Genomic DNA, 17901 nt, shown 5'->3' with positions numbered 1-17901 from the left:
TCCCTCAACGCCCGCCGCGCGGACAGGCCATGGCGTACTTCCAGCGCGTGCCCCACATCTCACCTGTTACGATGACATCGACCGAATAATCCCCGGCAACCGGATTCCAATTGAACCCGAAGCCGCCGCGGCCGCTGCGCGGGCCGTGGGTGCCGGCGATCACCTGGCCGCGATAGATCACCTTGATATCGTCGGGACGGACATAAAGTTCGTAGTTGATCGCCACGAAGCCCGGCCTGTCGCCAAGGAAGTGCCTGTTGCGGGTCACGCCCTCGCCGCCCGAATCGCCCGACCAGTCGCAGGGTAGCATGCCCGGCGGCGGCCGGTTCGTCGGCGGTGCCGGGGGCGGCGGAGCCACGGAGGCATGCCGCTCCGGCGGAGGAGGTGGTGGTGGCGGGGGTGCCTTGGCGACGACCGGCGGGGGCGGCGGCTTGGGCGGCTCGATCGGCTTGCACAGGTCGACCTTGTGCTTGAGGTCGTTCTGCAGCGCGGCGAGCTCGAGCTTTAGCTTCTTCTCCGCGGCTTGCTCGTCGTCAAGCGACGCCTTCAGCACCGGCGTCGGATCGGGTGGCGGTTCGGGGGCGGGCGGGGCCGGTGTCTCGATCGTGGCGACGTTGAGCGACGGATCGACCGGTGCGCAGGCGCGCAGCAGCCACGAGGCCATCAGCAGCAGGATCAGGAACATCAGCCCGAACAGCAGCGCCCCCCAGAAGCGCGACCAGCCGACCGTGGCGGGCAGCATCATCGCCGGCGCACTGGCCAGCACCGCCGAAGGCGGTGGAACGGGCGGCACGACCGCCGGTACCGACGTGGGCGCGAAGCCCGCCAGGCTGCCCAGCGCGTCGGGCTCGTAGCCCCAGGCGGCGATGACCGGCTGGCCGTCGACGAGATATATGAAGTCGTCTGACGGACGGCGTGTCGATAGCTTCAGCGACTGGCCGATCAGGCGCGCCTCGTCGCTCGTCTCCGAAGCTGCGAGTTGGTCGCCCAGGCCGTTGATCGCAGCGAGGTGGGTGTCGACGGCGGCAAGCGCCTGCGTGCGCTCGGTGTCGGACAGATCGGCGAAGCGCCGGACCTCGCCGTCGTGTGCCGCGTACCAATCGATACCGTCGCCCGATTCGCGCAGCTGCGGCTCGGCCAGGAGATTGGCCGGCCCGTCGCCGAGACGTCGGCGGATCACCGCCAGGAGCTGGCCCGCGACCGCATGCAGCGGATCGCCGCGCACGCCCAATGGCCGCACGCCCAGACGCGTGGTGAGGATCAGGGTGGGTCGTTCGCCCATCGATACCGCTGCTGTCTCCGAGAGAAACTATACAGCGTTTGAATCGGGTTTGATTATGTCCGATTCGGGGTCGTTTCACCCGGGCTGACGAAAGCCATTGTCGCACCTACCTGCAGGCGCAGGATCGGCGTTGCGAAAACCTGCGACAGCAGCGTCGGATTCAGAGTCGTTTCGGTGGGCCCCAGCGCAGTCATGCGACCTTTTTCCATGATTGCCACCCGGTCGGCGTAATGTGCAGCCATCGTGAGATCGTGCAGCACGGCAAGCACGCCCGGCCCGCGCTGGGCGCGCCGGCGGGCGCTGGCCAGCGCGGCATGCTGGTGGGCGAGATCGAGGCCGGCGATCGGCTCGTCGAGCAGCAGGAACGGCCGGGCCGCCGGATCGGCGTCGCACTGCGCCAGCACGCGGGCGAGCTGGACCCGCTGGCGTTCGCCGCCTGACAGGACGGTGTAGGGCTGATCGGCGAAGGGAAGCGCCTCGGTTTCCGCCAGGGTGCGCTCGGCGAGGGAGTCCTTCTGCCGGTCGGACAGCGAGCTGTGGGCCAGCAGGCCGAGCCGCACGATTTGCCGGCCGGTGAAGTCGAAGGCGACGGACGAGTGCTGCGGCAGCACCGCGCGGCGACGGGCGAGCGACGCCTTGCGCCATTTTCCGATCGGGTGACCGTCGAGCAGCACTTGGCCCGTCGCGACCGGCCGGTCGCCGGCCAGGGCGCCGAGCAAGGTGCTCTTGCCGGCGCCATTGGGGCCGATGACGGCGACAAACTCGCCCGGTGCCAGCGTGAGCGAGACGTCGCGGATCAGGCTCCGGGTGCGGGCGCGGACTTCGATCGCCTCGGCCTTCAGCACGCTCACAGCCCCTCCCTGGCGGCGCGGCTCGCCAGCAACCAGAGGAAAAACGGGCCACCGACCAGTGCGGTCAGCACGCCGATCGGCAGTTCGGCCGGCGAGACCATCACCCGGGCGAGCGCATCGGCGAGGACCAGGAATGCGCCGCCGAACAGGGCCGCCGCCGGCAGCAGCGTGCGGTGGCTGGGGCCGAGCAGCAGGCGCACGATGTGCGGCGCGATCAACCCGACGAAGCCCACGATGCCGGAGATCGCCACGCCGGCACCGACGGCGAGCGCGACCTGAGCCACCAGCCGACGCTTCAGGCGCTCGACATCGACGCCGACATGACCGGCTTCGCGTTCGCCGAGGGCCAGCGCATCGAGCAGATGCGCGGCGGGCAGGAGCGTCGGCACGCTGATCGCGAGCACCAGGAGGGCTGGAATGATGGCCGTCCAGGTCACCGCGCCGAAGCCGCCCATGGTCCAGAAGATCAGAGTGCGAAGCTGCTGGTCGTCCGCCACGAACACCAGCAGGCCGATGCCCGCCGAGGTCAGCGCATTGATGGCGATGCCGGCCAGAAGCAAGGTGCCGACCAGCGCCATGCCGTTGCGTGCGGCAATCCGATAGACGACGACCGTCGAGCAGAGGCCGCCGAGAAAAGCTGCGAGTGGCAGCAGCCAGGGCCGCAGATCCGGCGGCACGATGTGCATGACCTTCTCGCCCAGCACGATCACCGAAACGGCGGCCAGCGCCGCGCCGCTCGACACGCCGAGCAGGCCGGGATCGGCCAGAGGATTGCGGAACAGGCTCTGCATGGCGGCACCGCCTGCGGCGAGCGCTGCGCCGACGGCGAAGGCGGCGATCACGCGCGGGGCGCGGATCGCATAGAGGACCGCCGCCGTCGTCGCATCGAGCGGCTCCGACGAGAGACCGGCGGCGGAAAGCAACTGGCCGAGGCTGACCGGGAAGGCACCGATGCACAGGCCCGCTACCACGCTCAGGACGGCGGCCAACACGAACAACGGAATGGGTCGACGCAGCACGAGCGCCGTCATCGGACGCGCGAGGGCAATCACCGCGCGCGTGCCAGCTCGGGATGGAGCGCTACGGCGAGCTGCGTCGCGGCCTCCGGCGTGCGCGGCCCGAAACCCAGCAACAGCAGCGTGTCGAACTGCAGCACGCGGCCGGACTTGCCGGCCGGCGTCTGGCTGAGCGCGGGCTGCGCCAGGATCTTCTCGATGCCGCCCATCGCGTCGACGGTCTGGCGCGTCACCAGCACGAAGTCGGCGCGCGAGGCGATCATCGCCTCGGGCGTGAGTGGCCGGTAGCCGCTGTAGCCCTCGACCGCATTGGTTCCGCCTGCCAGCTTGATGATGCCGTCGGCCGCCGTGTTGGCGCCGGCAGCCTGTGGGGCGCCGCCGCCCATCGACAGCAGGAACAGCACACGCGGGCGGGCCGGGACGGCGGCGAGCTTCGCCGCGAGGCTCGCCATGTCGGCGCGGCCCTGCGCGATCATTGCCTGCGCCTCGGCGGTCTTGCCGGTCAGCTTGCCGACCAGCTCGATCTTGGCGACCACGCTTTCGTAGTCGTAGTGGTCGGGCAGGATCGGCACCTCGATGCCGGTCGCCTTCAACTGATCGAGCGTCGTGGCGGGGCCTGCGGCAGTGGTGGCGATCACCAGGGTCGGCTTCAGCGCCAGCACGCCCTCGGCCGACAGCGCGCGCATGTAGCCGACCTGCGGCAGGCTGCGCGCCGCGGCGGGATAGAGGCTGGTCGTGTCGACACCGACCAGCATCTTCTCCGCACCCAAGGCATAGACGATCTCGGTGAGCGCACTGCCGACCGACACGACACGCTGGGTCTGCGCGCGCGCCGGCAATGCCGCCGCGACGAGTCCCAGCGCTATCAGGTCCCGTCGCTTCACGATGCGGCCTGCCTCTCGAGGCGCGCCACGATCGCCCGCCACGGCTCGAGCTCGGGCTTGCCCGGCTTGCGCTCGCCGAACATCAGCAGGATGGTGCGGTTGTGGCCGTCGAACGCCTCGATCGAGGTGACGACGCCGTCGTCGGTCGGCTTGCGCACCGAGAACACCCGGGCCACCGCCTGCTCGCGAAGGTGCAGGTTGAAGTCGGGGTCCAGGATGTTGAACCAGCCGTGCGTGTCGAGCAGGTGCGCGATGCGGCCGGTGTGGATCTGGATGCAGCCCCGGCTGCCGACGAAGATCATGATCGGAGTCTTGTCCGCCGCCGCTGCTTCCATTGCGCCGCGCAGGGCACGCGCCGGCAGCTCGCGGGCGAACTCGTCGCCCACCAGCCTGAGCGCCTGCACGCGGCCGACCTTGAACTTGCCGAGCATGCCGAAGAACTCGTGCGTGTCGCGCATTTTGCGCCACGCCGCGCGTAGGCCATCTATATCGATCTCGCTGTCGGGCCGGTCGACCGGATCGACCGCCCGCGGTGCCGGCGCGAAGGCCGGCGGCTCGGCCGCTGTATGACGTGCGATCAGGGCGTCGAAAGCGGCGCGGTCGGTCTCGTCGGTGGCGTATATCTTGTGCACGGCGTCGCCGGAGGCGTCGAAGAACTGCAGGCTGAGGCGCTCGCCGGCCTTGAGCGGCTCGCTCACGGCGAAGCCCAGCTTCCACTGGCCGAGGAACAGGCGCAGGTCGATGTCGGGGCCGAGCACCAGCCCGTGCGGGCCGGTCACCTGAACGTCCTCGAAGCGGCCGTGGCGCTCGTGCACGCAGTCGTCGTTGCGGGTCAGGCACATCACGCGGCCGACGCCGGGCATCTCGTTGAGGATCGCGCGCCAGTCGCCGTCGAGCGGCGTAGCGGTGCCGAGGGCCACCAGCGCGGCCTCGCTGACGCCGAGCGAGGCGGCGGCGTCGCGGATGCGCAGCGCGGGCTTCTCGTTGCGCAGCTGGCTCCAGCGGGCGGCGAGGTCGGGATTGGTCGCGAGCATGGAATCTCCTTTGAGCTCAACGCAGATGAAAGCGGACGGGAATCTCGACCCAGGCGGCTACGGCGCGGCCCTCGCGCATCGCTGGAAGGAACTGCCAGCCGCGTACGGCGGCAAGCGCGGCCTTGTCCAGCATCTCGTGGCCGGTGCCGCGCCATAGCAGGATTTCGACGGCCTCGCCGGTGGGGTCCAGGCGCACGCGTACCAGAGCCTCGCCCTGCTGGCCGAGCTCGATGGCGCGCGGCGGGTAGACGGCGGGCCGCGGTGGTGTGCGGAAACGCGGGTGATGCTCCCAGACGATCAGCGGCTGTTGCGTGGCGGCGGTCTGCGTGACCTGCGCGCTGCCGGTTTTGAGCGCCGACTCTGTCTGCGTCACGGCGGGCTTCTGCGCTGGACGGGCCGGGGCCGGATTGGCGGGCGCTGGCGGCTTCGGCTTGGGCTTTGCCTGCGGCTGCACGGGTAGTTGCGGCTTGGGCGGCTCGACCGGCTTGAGGTCGGCCGTGGTCAGCGGGGGTGGTTCCTCCGGCTTCGGAAGTTCGACCTTATTGTCCGCCATCTCGGCCACCTCGACCGGCAGCGGTTGATTCGGCGCGGGCACGTCGACGTTGGTCTCGACGATCTTCGGCAAAAGCGGAGCGACGTCGGTGGCATCCACCGGCCGCGGCTCGTCCGGCAGCGGGAGGTCGATGCTGGTCTCGCTCGGCAGGGGATCGGTTGGGCCGGTGGCGTCGCTCGGCGCCGGGGCCGCGAGCGAAACCTCGACCAGGAATGCGGGCTCGTCCGTCGACGTGCTGCCGGAGGTGCCGGCGAGCAACAGCGGCGCCATCGCCAGCCCATGCAGTGCAAAGGATAACGCCATCGACACGCGTGGAGGACGTGTCGATAGCGCCGGCAGTCGCTCGGCGGAGAGGGCCGCCGGGACTACCATTTCATCGTCAGGTTGGCGCCGAAGTAGCGGCCGGGCTGGGCATAGCGGTCGAGCTGGTTGCTGGTCGATGCCACGCCGATCACGTCCTGGGAGTTCCAGTACTTGGTGTTGGTGATGTTGTAGGCGCCGGCGTTGATCTTCACGCGGTCGTTGAAGTTGTAGCCGACGGTCGCGTCGAGGGTGAAATAGCCCGGCGCCTGGAAGTAGGTCGGGTTGCTGACCTGGTCGTGGGTGCCGACCAGCGTGCCGATGATCTGCGCGCCGAAGCCCTGCTGGTAGCCGTAGCGCAGCCGCGCCGACGCCTTCCACGGGTCGACCGAATCGACCGGCAGGCCGGTCTGGGTATCGTAGCCGTGGGCGTAGGCGAAGTAACCAAGCACGGCCCACTCGGGCCGGATGCGCAGCTCGCCGCGCGCCTCGAAGCCCCAGATCGTGACGTTGCTGAGGTTGATGTACTGGTACTGGATGACGGGGCCGATCGTGCCGACCTGCACCACGTCGATGAAGTTGTTGTAGAGGTTGTAGAAGGCCGCGAGCTGCCAGCTCGAGCCTTCCTTGTACTTGCCGCGTACGCCGATCTCGAAGCCGTCGCTGGTCTCGGGCTTGAGGTTCGCATTGGGCAGGATCTGGTAGAACGAGGCGACGTTGTTGAAGGCGAAGTTGGCGTTGTCGTAGGGCGGCGCGCGGAAGCCGCGCGCATACTGGAAGAAGCCCGAGTAGTCGTCGGTGAAGCGATAGAGCAGGCCGAGCTTCGGCGACGCCGACCAGTAGTTGCTGGCGGTGGGCAGCAGCTCCACGGCGCCGCTCGATCGCCAGAAATCGGCGTCCGGATTGGGTGTGAGGCCGTAATAGTCGACGCGCACCGCCGGCGTGGCGGTCAGGCGGCCGGCATTGATCTCGTCCTGGACGTACGCGCCGACCTGCACCGTGTTGGTGTCGGGGAAGTTCTTGTTGGGGAAGGTCTCGCCGCCCGACGTCTGGGTGCCGATGCCGGTGCTCAGCGAGACTTGCGTGCGATTCCGCGGCCTGCTGGTCGTGGTGTACATGAAGGACAAGCCGTACGTGAAGTAGTTCGACAGGTTGAGGATCTTGGCGTTGGTGTTGAGCTGCAGCTCGGAGCCGTAGATGTTCTGGGTGAACCAGTAGGACGCGAAGCGGTAGTTGCTGGGAATGACGCTGTTGGCGGCGCCGCGCAGCGTCATGGTGTCCTGCTGCTGGATGAGCTGCGTGAAATAGGCGAGGAAGTCGATTCGATCGATAAAGCCGACCGGGGCGTCGTGCACCCACTGGGCGCTGATGCGCGAGCGCTGGGTGGTGTCCCGGCCCCACTCGTCGTAGACCTTGGCGAACAGCGAGGGGAAATTGCCGACGTTGGACAGGACCTCGGTGTTCTGGGTGTTCTGGTAGTATTCGCCGACGAGGCGGATCGTGTCGTTCTCGGTCGGCCGGAACACCAGCTTGCCGAGGAAATTGTTCTCGCCCCAGGTCGTGGGATTTGTGGCGAGATCGGAGAAGGCCGGCTGCATCGCGCCACCGTCGCGGCGCGTGTACAGGCCGAGGACCTCGACATTGCCCGCGCGATAGGCGCCGGTGAAGGTTTCGGCGAAGCTGTTGTCGTAGCCGCTGTAGGCGCCCTTGATGCTGGCGTAATAGTTCTTGCCGCCGGGAACGAGGAAGTCGATCGGGTCCTTGGTGGTATAGGCGACGACGCCGCCCAGCGCATCGGAGCCGTACAGCGCCGAGGCGGGACCGCGCACGATCTCGACCTGCTTCACCGACTCGAGATCGACGAAGTCGCGGGTGTAGCCGGTAGGAGAGCCGGCATTGCTGCCGGGGTAGTCCGGTACGCGCACGCCATCGGACATGACGACCACGCGATTGCCGCCAATGCCGCGGATCACGAAGTTGGTGAAGCCGCCGCGCGCGTTCTGGGTGCCGACCGAGACGCCCGGCTCGTTGCGCACCAGGTCGCGCATGTCCTGCATGTTGTCACGATCGATGTCTTCGTTGGTGATGATCGAGACGGTGCTCGTCACCTCGTCGATCGGCCGCTTCGTGCGCGTCGCCGCCGTGGTCACGGCGTCGAGCTGCGTCGGTTGCGGCTGGGGTGGAACGGGCAGCAGCGTATCGGTGATCGCTGGCGGGACCTGGGCCATGGTCGGCAGGGCGAGCGTGCTGCCGAGGGCGGTTGTTGCCAGAAGAGACAGGACAAGAAAGCGCGTCGTCATAGCCAGGACCCCAAAATCGAAGAGGAAGCTTGGCTGGCAGTGGGGCCGATGACGGACCGGCTGGCTCGGCAGATTGACCCGGAGAGTCGGCTCCCCGGAGATTTGCTATTTCGTGAGGATCAGTTTGTTCGATGCCGTGACGCGAAGACGGTAGGTGTCCTCGCCGTGCCGGATGATCAACTCGCGGCGTCCCCCCATCAGCGTGACGCTGTCGACCACGAGGGGACTGCTTCCCGACGGTTCCGGCTCGGCAGCCCGCACGACGCGCGGCTGGAGATTCATTTCGCCTCTCTCCCCTTTTGTGAGTTGCGATTGACTCTCAATCGCATAATATGGGCCGACTGTCAAGAACGACCAACATTCGGTGAGGTCATGGAAAGCTCGTCAGAACAGAGACTTAGCGCTCTTTCGACTCAGCCGAGACTGGGCTGTGGTCGTCCCGGCTGCGCGTGTTCCCTGCCCATCAGCGAGCGCTTCGTGCTCTGGGCGATGCGTCAGTGGCAGCAGGATCGGACACTGCCGACCGAGGGTTCGACGCTTCATTGCGGCTTCAAGGCGGCTGGCCTCATCGAAGTTTTGCCGGACTTCGCCATCGCCATGGACGCCTTCCTGTTCGGCGCGCGGCGTGCCATCCAGATCCACCTGCCGACCTGCTCGCATGTCAGCCGCGACGAAGCGACCCTGGTCGCCCTGTGCGGCCTTGCACAAAGCGATCACGAGCGGCCTCTGATGGCGTCGCTCGACGTCTTGATGGTGCCGACGGCGTCGCGGGTCGCCGGCATTCGGCTGAAGGCGTTCGCTGTTGCGCTCGGCCAGGCGGGCCTGCGCCTGTCGCCGGCTCCCGGCGAAGCCGGTGCGAGGTTGAACTGATGCGCGAGCCCGATCGTCTGGCCGATCTCAAGCGGGCCATGGAGTTGCTGACCGACGCCGTCGAGCAATTGCCGGATAGCTGTCGCGACCTCGCTGGCAACGCGTTGCTCAATATCGCCGCTGAGGCGGTTGCACATGACGTCGGCTGTGTCGAGGCTGGCCGAATCTTCTCGCGCCTCGGCGATTTCCTCGGCCAGGGCCACCGGCCGCCGTCGAGCAGCGCACTGCCGCTGTCGGGCTTCGACGCTTGAGACGCATCATCGCATCGAGCGGCTTAGATTTCGATACGACTCCCCAGCTCGACCACCCGGTTGGCCGGCAGGCCAAAGAAGTCGCCGGCGTTGGAGGCGACACGCGCCAGCACCAGGAACAGCTTCTCCTGCCAGCGCGGCAGTAGCGGCCGCTCGGCCTCGACAAAGCTGTTGCGGCCGACGAAGTAGGAGGTGCGCATCGGGTCGACCGGTACGCCGCGGTCGGCAAGCGGCAGCAGGTCGCGCGGCACGTCAGGCTGCTCCATGAAGCCGTACTGCAACACGACGTGATGCACGCCCTTGCCGAGATGGGTGACCTGCGCGCGGGCATTGGGCGGAACATACGGCTCGTCGGGCACCCGCACGGTGAGCAGCACGACCTGCTCGTGCAGCACTTCGTTATGCTTGAGGTTGTGCAACAGGCAGTTCGGCGCGTTGCCGGAGAAGGCGGTGAGATAGACGGCGGTGCCCTGCGGACGGTGGACGCGGCTCGGGTTGATGCTGTTCAGCAGGGTTTCCATCGGCAGCGCCCCTTCGTTCTCGCGCGCCGCCACGGCCCTGCGCCCCTGCAGCCAGGTCCACATCGCTGTGAAGATCAGCAGCGCCAGCACGAGCGGCACCCAGCCGCCCTGCAGGAACTTCACCATGTTGGCCGACAGGAGGGTGATATCGACCGCGAGGAAGCCGCCCAGCACGACGATCGCAACCGGCCACCGCCATTGCCAGGCGCGCACCGCCATCACGAAGACCAGCATTGTCGTCACCAGCATGGTGCCCGTGACCGCGATGCCGTAGGCGGCGGCGAGATTGGTCGATGACTTGAAGGCCAGCACGAGCGCCACGACGCCGGCGAGCTGCAGCCAGTTGATGGCGGGCACATAGATCTGGCCGAACTCGCTGGCCGAGGTATGCAGGATCTTCACTCGAGGGCTGAGGCCGAGCAGCGCTGCCTGCTGCGCCATCGAGAAGGCGCCGGAGATCGTCGCCTGCGAGGCGATGACGGTAGCCACCGTCGCCAGTCCGACCAGCGGATAGAGCATCCAGGACGGGGCAAGGCGGAAGAACGGGTTCTCGAGCGCGCTGGGATCGGCGAGCAGCAGCGCGCCTTGGCCGTAGTAGTTGGCGAGCAGCGCGGGCAGCACGATGCAGAGCCAGGCCATGCGGATGGGCTTGGCGCCAAAGTGGCCCATGTCGGCGTACAGCGCCTCCGCGCCGGTGACGGCAAGTGTCACGGCGCCGAGGGCCACGAAGGCGATGACGCCGTGGTGGGTGAAGAACACGATCGCGTGGTGTGGTGACAGTGCCTGCAGGATCTGCGGGCTCTGCACGATCTGGTGCAGGCCGAGCACCAGCAGCACCGCGAACCAGACCAGCGTCACCGGCCCGAACCAGCGGCCGACCGTGGCGGTCCCGCGATGCTGGACGGCGAACAGGCCGATGATGACGCCGAGCGCCAGCGGCACGATCAGCGGCTCGAAGGCGGGGGTGGCGACGTTCAGTCCCTCGACCGCGCTCAGCACCGAGATCGCCGGCGTCAGCAGGCAGTCGCCGTAGAATAGCGCGGCGCCCGCCATGCCGAGCATCAGGTAGAAGTTGCGCCGGCGCGGCCCGATCTCGGCGCGGCGCGAGACCAGCGCCATCAGCGCCAGCACACCGCCTTCGCCGCGGTTGTCGGCGCGCATCACGACCAGCACGTACTTCAGCGTGACGATCACGATCAGCGCCCAGGTGATCAACGACAGGATGCCGAGCACATCCTCGGGCACCGGCTTCAACCCGGTGAATTCGCTGAAGCACTCCTTCACCGTGTAGAGGGGGCTGGTGCCGATATCGCCGAACACCACGCCGAGGGCTGCCAAGGTGAGTTTCGCAGTGCGACTTCGGCCAGCCTGGTTCGGTAGAGCCTCGACGGCCATGAAACGGGGACGCCCTCATTCATCGTGCCGGACGATGGCACGGCGCGCGGGTATTGCGCCCGGTCCGGCCCCGGTCAACCCCGATTCCTATGAAATTCAAATGGCGGCACCGTCTTCCCAAAATTCCTATGGAATTCCTATACGGTCACCGCGTCTCGACGACTCGGACGGGGGCGGACCGTTCCGGGCGCGAAGCTTCAGCTAGACGAGCCCGCGCCGGCGCTCCAGATCGAGGAATAGGGGCCGGCGAAGACCCCAGAGCATGGCGACCGAGACGCTGTGGAGGACCGGGCCGGCAAACAGCGCCAGCACTGCCACGAACACCGTGCTTGCAGTCATCAGGGTGCGCGCGAGCGCCTCGTTGATGCTGAGGTTCAGGAGCTCGATCAACCCGATCTTCGATGCTGGCAACGATGCACTTCATCGCGCTGCGCGGCATGCGGCGCGCCGGCATCGCCAAAGCGCAGGAGCCGATGAACGCCATGCGCGATCCGCGGCGGATTTCCGCCTTTCGATATGGCGATGACCTGGCTGCTGATCGCAGGGATAGCGCGCGACTGAGCGTAGCCCGCTCTGAAGCGGATTCTACTTGAAATTGCCGGATCGCCTCATCGTTGGGACCGCGCCACTCCTTGGCGCACATCTCATGATTATGAGCGCCACGGAGTGGCGCGGTCCCAGCAAAGAGCATGAGAAGGGGTGTGTTTGTGACCGCCTGGCGCCTCAGTTTCCGAGAAGCAGTCGACCGAGCCCTGCCAGTGCGGCGTGATCGCCGTGGAAGTATTCGAAGCCGAAGGTCCGCACGAACGCGACCAGCAGGACCGCGACGCCAAGTCCCCCGACCGCCAGCGCGGTCGTGGCAACCTTCACGGCCGTCCGAGACAGTTGGCCGGAAGCCTTCCGGGGAGCAAGATTAAGGGTGATGCTCATGGCACGTCTCTCCATCAGGCCGCGCGCGGCGCAACCAGCGGGTGGGCCGCCGCGAAGCGTGCGGCCTCGATCTGCTCGGCGGGCAGGATCCGCTCCAGCACTGCTGCGAGATGGCGGTCAGCCGTCGGCGATAGCGGCGTCAGCGGCAGGCGCAGGCCGTCCTGGATCAGCTTCAAGCGATGCAGTGCCCGCTTGAGCGGGATCGGGTTGGGTTCGACGAACAGCGCGGCATGCAGTGGCCGCAGGATGCGGTCGAGCCGTTCGATCTCGTCCTCGTGCCTGCGGTCGTGGGCGCGGTGCAGGGCCGCGCAGAGCGCCGGCACCACATTGGCGGTGACGGAGATGCAGCCATCGCCGCCGGCCTTGCGGAACGCCGACTGGGTCGCGTCGTCGCCCGACAACAGCAGGAACTCGCGTCCGAGACGGCGGCGCAACCGGCGGACGCGTGGCACGTCGGCCGTGGCATCCTTCAGGCCGATCACGCGCGGCAACTGCGCGAGGCGCTTCACCGACAGGTCGCTCAGTGGACATGCAGTGCGCGACGGCACGTCGTAAAGGATCATCGGAATGCGCACCGCCGCGTGGATCGTATTGAAATGCGCAATCACACCGGCCTGCGTCGGTTTGAGATAGGCGGGCGTGATGCAGAGCAGCGCCGACGCACCGCCTGCCTCTGCCGAGACAGCGAGCTCGACGGCGGTCGCCGTATTGTTGCTGCCGGCACCGGCGATCACCGGCACGCGGCCGCGCGACGCCGCGACCGCCCTCTCGATCAGATTGCGCTGCTCCGCCATGGTGAGCAGGGCCGCTTCGCCGGTCGTGCCGCAGGGCACCAGCGTGTCGATGCCGCGCTCGATCAGGCGATGGCAAAGCCCTTCGAACGCATCGAAGTCGACGCGACCGAAGCGGTAAGGCGTGGGCAGCGCGGCGCCGACGCCGCGCAGACCGGTCACTCGAATGCTCATGGAACTCTCCTTCAGGCGGCAAGGGCAGGGCGCTGCACGGTCGCCAGCACCAGGCGCGAGGCGTTGTGGTCGAACGATACGACGTCGAGACCGTGGGCGACGGCGCGGTCGCGAATGCGCGACAGGTCGCGTATCCGCGACAGGCTGGACGCGCCTTCGACGATCACCCGCCCGGTGTGGCCGGCGCGCGAGCGCGCGGCGCGCAGGGCTTCGTCAAGCTCGTCATCGGCGACGTCGACGATCCAGACGAGACTGGCCGATTCGCAATCGGGCGCCGGCGCGCCGGGACGCAGGCTGCGCACGGCGCTGCAACCGCGGCGCAGGAATTCGAGGACGAGGGGAAGGGTGTGACGCCCGATGATGGCGACGTGCGCCGACGGCGGCAGATGGGCGACGGCCCAGACGCGCTCGACGAGCGCGGCGCGGCGTGTATCGGCGAGCACGGCAGGAGACGGAGGTTCGCTCTCTGCAACGACTTCGGACAGAACGGGCATGGTGGTTTCACTCCTTGAGAGCCACCATTGTGGGTATTGCCGCATAGTCGTTCGAGACGCCTATGGGCCTGCCGATATAGCCTGGTCATATAGAAGCGGACGAAGAAAGGGCCGTGCGGCATGGTTTGCCGAACGGCCCCAGCATCGATCAGCAGGGAAGTTCAGAACGTCTTGCTGATCGAGAAGATGACGCGGCCTTGGCAATTCTGGGTGTTGAGGCAGCCGGCGACGTCGATGTTGGTGTCGGTATAGGCGACGGTCAGGTCGACGCCCCAGACGGTGGCGGTGGCGCCGAGCTGCCAGTCCCAGTAGTTGTCGCCGGGAATGCCGTAGTTGACATAGCGCTCGACGGACTGGTTGCCGATCGTGCCGAACAGCTTGAACGAGACATTCTCGTTGATGTTGATGAAGGGCAGCGGCACGACGGCCTGCGCCCACTTGTACCAGGCGTTTCCGGAATTGGCGAAGAAGTTGGGGCTGTAGCGGACCGCACCGCTGAGCACGACCGGTCCGAAGTCGTAGCCGACCACGAGGCCGATCTCGTTGAAGCCGTACTGCAGGTTGGCGTCGGAGCCCGGATAGTTGTAGCGGATGTAGCCTAGGTCGAAGGTGAGCTTCTCGCTCATCGCCTTGGCGCGGACGCCGGCGATGATGTCGATCTCGGCGGCGGTGCTGGTGCCGGGGAAGTAGACGTTGCTGGCCCAGGCGCCGACATAGCCGGAAATCGAGGCGGTGTCGCTGGCGACCGACGGTGTCTCGTAGGTCAGGAACGGCTGGAAGGCGACCTGGCGCTGGGTCTGGGAGATGCCGCGATAGGAGTAGTCGGTCGCGAAAGTGGCGCCGGCGGAGAAGGTGCCACCGAACGGGCCGCGCCACACCGGCTTCTCGTCATCGGCATTCGCCGCCGTCGCCGCACAAAGGACGAATGCGCCGAGACAGGCCGCCGCTATCTTTCTGAGCATTTTTGTTATCCCTACCGTCACCACGCATTTCGACACGGCCCTTCGTGCAGTGCGCGTCGTCGGCGTACCGTGCGGCGGCATTGAAATTCCATGCGGTTGGCGGCGTTGCATCATAGGAACCGCATAGGACGGGCAGTGGCTCGCCCTCCGAATCAAGTCCTATGGATTTCCTATGGTGAGCCGCCTCGTGACGGCTCGCATTCCTATGGCCGCAAGCGTTCATATCGAGCGAAGGAGCGGTTCATGTTCGAGCTGTTGATTATGATCGTCGCCCTTGGGGCCTGCTGCATGTTGCTCGTATACGATCATTTGAGCAGCAGGCTGTGACGGACGGTGCGGACCTTGTCTCCAGCCAAGGCCCGGTCGCTCGCCTTCGGCCTGAAGCGCTGGGCGGAGCGGCCAATTCGTCGCGCGAATCTACGGGCAGCCGGCATTTCCGTGGTCACGATCGCCTTCACGGTGATCCTCGCCCGCGAAACCCCTGATCCGGCTTCCGCGGTACGCGGCATGGCGATCGTGTTCGCCGCGGTCCAGAGCGTCGCCCACGCTGTCACGACGGGCGCGTTGCGGGCGCTGGGCTCGCTCGGCTTGGTCGAGGGTGCGGCGGCTCTTGCCAGCTATCGCGACCCGCGGCGGCTGTCTTGTCTGGACCTCGCGATTATGTGGCTCACCGTCGCTCTTGCCGCCCCGTTCTTTGGGGAATGAAGCAGTATGAACCCGATTCCTGCGCGGCAGAGGAATCCGCCGTATCGGATCACCATGGTCGAGCGGGAATGGCACGTGGCGCGTCCGCACGCCTCGCTCGTGCATGCGTTCGGCGATCTCGACGAAGCCCTGGCCTTCGTTCGCCGCGATGGCAGGGGCGCCGAGACGGTCGTCGAGATCGTGAGCGGCAACTTCTACATGCTGAAGCCGATCGGCCCGGCGCGGTGATGCGCCATTCCTATGAAGTTCCTATGGCCGGAGGGATCGTCCCCCATCGAATTTCTATGGGGTTCGCGCCCAGTTTGATGAGTGCGAAAGAGAGCGGTCATGAACAATCTTCTTCCTCTTTTACGGGCGAGGTCAGATCCCGCAGGCTCCAGGACTGCTCCGGCCGAGCCAACGACTGCTTATCCAACGGTCGAGAGCGTTGTCTCTGAAATCGGTACGGTCTTGGCCGTGATGCTGTCGATCGCATTCGCCATCACCTTCGTCTTGAGAGCCTGCGGAATCGAATAACCGGAATTGCGAGTGCAGTTGATCTGGATCAACGGCGCTCGAGGAAACCAACCTCAGATTGATTTTCATTCGTGGGTGTCTCGTGAATTGCTCCCAAGGAGTGCTTCAGTCCCCCATCGCGGAGTCGCTAGATGCTCGATGTCATCCTGATTGCAGCCGGCTGCGGCTGCTTCGTGCTCGCCCTCGCCTACACCTACGCCTGCGACCGGCTGTGAGGAGCACACCATGCTGATCGAATATGTGCTCGGCGGGGCGGTGACGCTCGGCCTCCTCGCCTACCTGGTCTACGCGCTGCTGCGGCCAGAACGCTTCTAAGGGGACGTCCATGACCTTCAACGGCTGGTTCCAGATCGCGCTGTTTTGCGTGGTCATTGTCGCGCTCGTGAAGCCGTTCGGCGGCTACATGACGCGCGTCTTCGCGGGCGACCGCACCTTGCTGTCGCCCGTGCTCGGGCCGGTCGAGCGCGGCTTCTATCGCCTCGGCGGCATCGATGAGCGCGGCGACCAGAACTGGGTGACCTATGCGGTGTCGATGCTGCTGTTCAGCCTGGTGGGCTTCGCCAGCCTCTATGCGCTGATGCGCTTTCAGGCCGTGTTGCCGTTCAATCCCGCAGGCCAGTCGGCGGTCGAAGAGAGCCTCGCCTTCAACACCGCGATGAGCTTCACCACCAACACCAACTGGCAGTCGTACGTGCCCGAAACGACCATGAGCTATCTCGTCCAGATGGCGGGGCTCACGGTCCACAACTTCGTCTCCGCTGCCACCGGCATTGCGCTCGCCGTCGCGCTCGTTCGCGGCTTCGCCCGGCGCTCGGCCGCGGGCATCGGCAACTTCTGGGTCGATCTCACCCGCTGCACGCTCTACATCCTGCTGCCGATTTGCATCGTCGTCGGCCTGTTCTTCGTCTGGCAGGGCATGCCGCAGAACCTCGGCGCCTACACCGAGGCGACGACGCTCGAGGGGGCCAAGCAGGCGATCGCCCAGGGTCCGGTGGCTTCGCAGGAAGTCATCAAGATGCTGGGCACCAACGGCGGCGGCTTCTTCAACGCCAACTCGGCCCACCCGTTCGAGAACCCGAACGCGCTCACCAACTTCATCCAGATGGTGCTGATCTTCTCGATCGGCGCATCCTTGACCAATGTGTTCGGCCGCATGGTCGGTGACCAGCGGCAGGGGTGGGCGGTGCTTGCCGTAATGGGCGTGCTGTTCCTGGGTGGCGTCCTCGTCGCCTACTGGGCGGAAGCGGCCGGAAACCCGGCGTTCGCCAAGCTCGGCATCGATGCTGCCCCGTCGTCGCTCCAGGCCGGCGGCAACATGGAGGGCAAGGAAACCCGCTTCGGCATCGCCAACTCGGCGCTGTTCGCCACGGTGACCACCGATGCCTCCTGCGGCGCGGTCAATTCGATGCACGACAGCTACACGCCGCTCGGCGGCCTGGTGCCGATGTTCAACATCCAGCTCGGCGAGATCATCGTCGGCGGCGTCGGTGCCGGCCTCTACGGCATGCTGCTGTTCGCCATCGTCGCGGTGTTCGTCGCCGGACTGATGGTCGGCCGCACGCCCGAATATCTCGGCAAGAAGATCGAGGCCAAGGAAGTGAAGATGGCGATGCTCGCCATCCTGATCCTGCCGCTGTCGATCCTGGGCTTCACCGCGCTCGCCACCGTGCTCGATGCCGGCCTTGCCGGCCCTGCCAACCAGGGGCCGCATGGCTTCAGCGAGATCCTCTATGCCTACACCTCGGGCACCGGCAACAACGGCAGCGCCTTCGCGGGCATCAGCGCCAATACGCTCTTCTACAATGCGACGATCGGCTTCGCGATGTTCATTGGCCGCTTCCTGATGATCGTGCCGATGGTGGCGATCGCGGGCTCACTCGCTGCCAAGAAGATCGTGCCGGCATCGGCCGGCACCTTCCCGACGCACGGCCCGCTGTTCGTCGGGCTGGTGGTCGGCGTGATCCTGATCGTCGGCGGACTGACCTTCTTCCCGGCGCTCGCGCTCGGCCCCCTGGTCGAGCACCTGGCGATGAATGCCGGAAATCTCTTCTGAGTTGAGGGACCATCATGTC

At 66.8% G+C, this 17901-nt stretch carries 21 protein-coding genes; 7 read left to right on the top strand and 14 right to left on the bottom strand.

Going from position 1 to position 17901, the window contains the following annotated elements; translation table 11 throughout:
- Positions 1–4 precede the first annotated feature (4 nt).
- The 8 genes from ACQY8M_RS02120 to hemP form a co-directional block, all read right to left on the bottom strand.
- On the bottom strand, positions 5–1282 hold the full coding sequence (locus ACQY8M_RS02120; RefSeq protein ID WP_428668835.1) for a hypothetical protein: 1278 nt from the start codon (positions 1280–1282) through the stop codon (positions 5–7).
- Between the two features lie 53 nt (positions 1283–1335).
- Positions 1336–2133, bottom strand: a complete 798-nt coding sequence (locus ACQY8M_RS02115) for a heme ABC transporter ATP-binding protein (protein WP_428668834.1) — start codon at positions 2131–2133, stop codon at positions 1336–1338.
- Positions 2130–3152, bottom strand: coding sequence for a FecCD family ABC transporter permease (locus ACQY8M_RS02110; RefSeq protein WP_428668833.1), 1023 nt, complete (start codon positions 3150–3152; stop codon positions 2130–2132). Before ACQY8M_RS02110 ends, ACQY8M_RS02115 begins: the two co-directional genes overlap by 4 nt.
- Before the next feature lie 29 nt (positions 3153–3181).
- The gene (locus tag ACQY8M_RS02105) at positions 3182–4033 is read right to left on the bottom strand and encodes a heme/hemin ABC transporter substrate-binding protein (protein ID WP_428668832.1); all 852 of its coding nucleotides are present in this window, start codon (positions 4031–4033) and stop codon (positions 3182–3184) included.
- Entirely contained in the window at positions 4030–5067 is a 1038-nt protein-coding gene (locus ACQY8M_RS02100) for a hemin-degrading factor (protein WP_428668831.1), read from the bottom strand. Before ACQY8M_RS02100 ends, ACQY8M_RS02105 begins: the two co-directional genes overlap by 4 nt.
- Before the next feature lie 16 nt (positions 5068–5083).
- Positions 5084–5890 (bottom strand): energy transducer TonB, encoded by an 807-nt coding sequence (locus ACQY8M_RS02095; protein ID WP_428668830.1) that lies wholly within the window; start codon positions 5888–5890, stop codon positions 5084–5086.
- A gap of 95 nt (positions 5891–5985) precedes the next feature.
- Entirely contained in the window at positions 5986–8220 is a 2235-nt protein-coding gene (locus ACQY8M_RS02090) for a TonB-dependent hemoglobin/transferrin/lactoferrin family receptor (protein ID WP_428668829.1), read from the bottom strand.
- A gap of 105 nt (positions 8221–8325) precedes the next feature.
- Positions 8326–8502 carry a hemin uptake protein HemP gene (gene hemP / locus ACQY8M_RS02085; protein ID WP_428668828.1) on the bottom strand — a complete coding sequence of 59 codons (177 nt, stop codon included), beginning with the start codon at positions 8500–8502 and terminating at the stop codon, positions 8326–8328.
- 195 nt (positions 8503–8697) lie between these two features.
- Between hemP and ACQY8M_RS02080 the strand changes: the two genes are divergently transcribed.
- Positions 8698–9090 (top strand): hypothetical protein, encoded by a 393-nt coding sequence (locus ACQY8M_RS02080; protein ID WP_428668827.1) that lies wholly within the window; start codon positions 8698–8700, stop codon positions 9088–9090.
- The gene (locus ACQY8M_RS02075; RefSeq protein ID WP_428668826.1) at positions 9090–9341 is read left to right on the top strand and encodes a hypothetical protein; all 252 of its coding nucleotides are present in this window, start codon (positions 9090–9092) and stop codon (positions 9339–9341) included. The genes ACQY8M_RS02080 and ACQY8M_RS02075 overlap by 1 nt, the downstream gene beginning before the upstream one ends.
- A 23-nt stretch (positions 9342–9364) precedes the next feature.
- Here the strand turns inward: ACQY8M_RS02075 and ACQY8M_RS02070 are convergent, their stop codons facing one another.
- Both ACQY8M_RS02070 and ACQY8M_RS02065 read right to left on the bottom strand, forming a co-directional pair.
- Positions 9365–11257: a potassium transporter Kup gene (locus ACQY8M_RS02070; RefSeq protein ID WP_428668825.1), complete on the bottom strand. Its 1893-nt coding sequence runs from the start codon at positions 11255–11257 to the stop codon at positions 9365–9367.
- Between the two features lie 201 nt (positions 11258–11458).
- The gene (locus ACQY8M_RS02065; RefSeq protein WP_428668824.1) at positions 11459–11647 is read right to left on the bottom strand and encodes a hypothetical protein; all 189 of its coding nucleotides are present in this window, start codon (positions 11645–11647) and stop codon (positions 11459–11461) included.
- 11 nt (positions 11648–11658) lie between these two features.
- Here ACQY8M_RS02065 and ACQY8M_RS02060 point away from each other — a divergent pair, with 11 nt between their 5' ends.
- Complete coding sequence (locus ACQY8M_RS02060; protein ID WP_428668823.1) at positions 11659–11850, top strand: hypothetical protein; 192 nt, start codon at positions 11659–11661, stop codon at positions 11848–11850.
- Between the two features lie 130 nt (positions 11851–11980).
- Here the strand turns inward: ACQY8M_RS02060 and ACQY8M_RS02055 are convergent, their stop codons facing one another.
- The 4 genes from ACQY8M_RS02055 to ACQY8M_RS02040 form a co-directional block, all read right to left on the bottom strand.
- On the bottom strand, positions 11981–12187 hold the full coding sequence (locus tag ACQY8M_RS02055) for a hypothetical protein (protein WP_428668822.1): 207 nt from the start codon (positions 12185–12187) through the stop codon (positions 11981–11983).
- 14 nt (positions 12188–12201) lie between these two features.
- Entirely contained in the window at positions 12202–13152 is a 951-nt protein-coding gene (dapA, locus tag ACQY8M_RS02050; RefSeq protein ID WP_428668821.1) for a 4-hydroxy-tetrahydrodipicolinate synthase, read from the bottom strand.
- Positions 13153–13163: 11 nt separating this feature from the next.
- A complete protein-coding gene (locus ACQY8M_RS02045; RefSeq protein WP_428668820.1) occupies positions 13164–13646 on the bottom strand; it encodes a hypothetical protein in 483 nt (160 codons plus the stop codon).
- Positions 13647–13807: 161 nt separating this feature from the next.
- Complete coding sequence (locus ACQY8M_RS02040) at positions 13808–14608, bottom strand: TorF family putative porin (RefSeq protein ID WP_428668819.1); 801 nt, start codon at positions 14606–14608, stop codon at positions 13808–13810.
- A gap of 438 nt (positions 14609–15046) precedes the next feature.
- Between ACQY8M_RS02040 and ACQY8M_RS02035 the strand changes: the two genes are divergently transcribed.
- The 4 genes from ACQY8M_RS02035 (at position 15047) to kdpA (ending at position 17882) form a co-directional block, all read left to right on the top strand.
- Positions 15047–15313, top strand: coding sequence for a hypothetical protein (locus ACQY8M_RS02035; protein ID WP_428668818.1), 267 nt, complete (start codon positions 15047–15049; stop codon positions 15311–15313).
- A gap of 6 nt (positions 15314–15319) precedes the next feature.
- A complete protein-coding gene (locus ACQY8M_RS02030) occupies positions 15320–15541 on the top strand; it encodes a hypothetical protein (RefSeq protein WP_428668817.1) in 222 nt (73 codons plus the stop codon).
- A 513-nt stretch (positions 15542–16054) separates the two neighbouring features.
- Positions 16055–16144: a K(+)-transporting ATPase subunit F gene (gene kdpF, locus ACQY8M_RS02025; RefSeq protein ID WP_428668816.1), complete on the top strand. Its 90-nt coding sequence runs from the start codon at positions 16055–16057 to the stop codon at positions 16142–16144.
- A gap of 10 nt (positions 16145–16154) precedes the next feature.
- On the top strand, positions 16155–17882 hold the full coding sequence (gene kdpA, locus ACQY8M_RS02020) for a potassium-transporting ATPase subunit KdpA (RefSeq protein ID WP_428668815.1): 1728 nt from the start codon (positions 16155–16157) through the stop codon (positions 17880–17882).
- The last annotated feature ends 19 nt before the right edge of the window (positions 17883–17901 follow it).

The sequence above is a fragment of the Reyranella sp. genome, from assembly GCF_965279465.1.
In the GTDB taxonomy this organism is placed as follows: Bacteria; Pseudomonadota; Alphaproteobacteria; order Reyranellales; family Reyranellaceae; genus Reyranella.
This window is presented reverse-complemented; position numbering and strand designations above follow the sequence as displayed.

Bases quoted from the DNA above. Each gene is read 5' to 3' on its own strand.
- ACQY8M_RS02070 (WP_428668825.1), bottom strand. From the start codon at position 11,257: ATGGCCGTCGAGGCTCTACCGAACCAGGCTGGCCGAAGTCGCACTGCG.
- kdpA (WP_428668815.1), top strand. From the start codon at position 16,155: ATGACCTTCAACGGCTGGTTCCAGATCGCGCTGTTTTGCGTGGTCATT.
- ACQY8M_RS02120 (WP_428668835.1), bottom strand. From the start codon at position 1,282: ATGGGCGAACGACCCACCCTGATCCTCACCACGCGTCTGGGCGTGCGG.
- ACQY8M_RS02060 (WP_428668823.1), top strand. From the start codon at position 11,659: ATGCTGGCAACGATGCACTTCATCGCGCTGCGCGGCATGCGGCGCGCC.
- ACQY8M_RS02095 (WP_428668830.1), bottom strand. From the start codon at position 5,890: ATGGCGCCGCTGTTGCTCGCCGGCACCTCCGGCAGCACGTCGACGGAC.
- hemP (WP_428668828.1), bottom strand. From the start codon at position 8,502: ATGAATCTCCAGCCGCGCGTCGTGCGGGCTGCCGAGCCGGAACCGTCG.
- kdpF (WP_428668816.1), top strand. From the start codon at position 16,055: ATGCTGATCGAATATGTGCTCGGCGGGGCGGTGACGCTCGGCCTCCTC.
- ACQY8M_RS02030 (WP_428668817.1), top strand. From the start codon at position 15,320: ATGAACCCGATTCCTGCGCGGCAGAGGAATCCGCCGTATCGGATCACC.
- ACQY8M_RS02045 (WP_428668820.1), bottom strand. From the start codon at position 13,646: ATGCCCGTTCTGTCCGAAGTCGTTGCAGAGAGCGAACCTCCGTCTCCT.
- ACQY8M_RS02055 (WP_428668822.1), bottom strand. From the start codon at position 12,187: ATGAGCATCACCCTTAATCTTGCTCCCCGGAAGGCTTCCGGCCAACTG.
- ACQY8M_RS02090 (WP_428668829.1), bottom strand. From the start codon at position 8,220: ATGACGACGCGCTTTCTTGTCCTGTCTCTTCTGGCAACAACCGCCCTC.
- ACQY8M_RS02075 (WP_428668826.1), top strand. From the start codon at position 9,090: ATGCGCGAGCCCGATCGTCTGGCCGATCTCAAGCGGGCCATGGAGTTG.
- ACQY8M_RS02040 (WP_428668819.1), bottom strand. From the start codon at position 14,608: ATGCTCAGAAAGATAGCGGCGGCCTGTCTCGGCGCATTCGTCCTTTGT.
- dapA (WP_428668821.1), bottom strand. From the start codon at position 13,152: ATGAGCATTCGAGTGACCGGTCTGCGCGGCGTCGGCGCCGCGCTGCCC.
- ACQY8M_RS02100 (WP_428668831.1), bottom strand. From the start codon at position 5,067: ATGCTCGCGACCAATCCCGACCTCGCCGCCCGCTGGAGCCAGCTGCGC.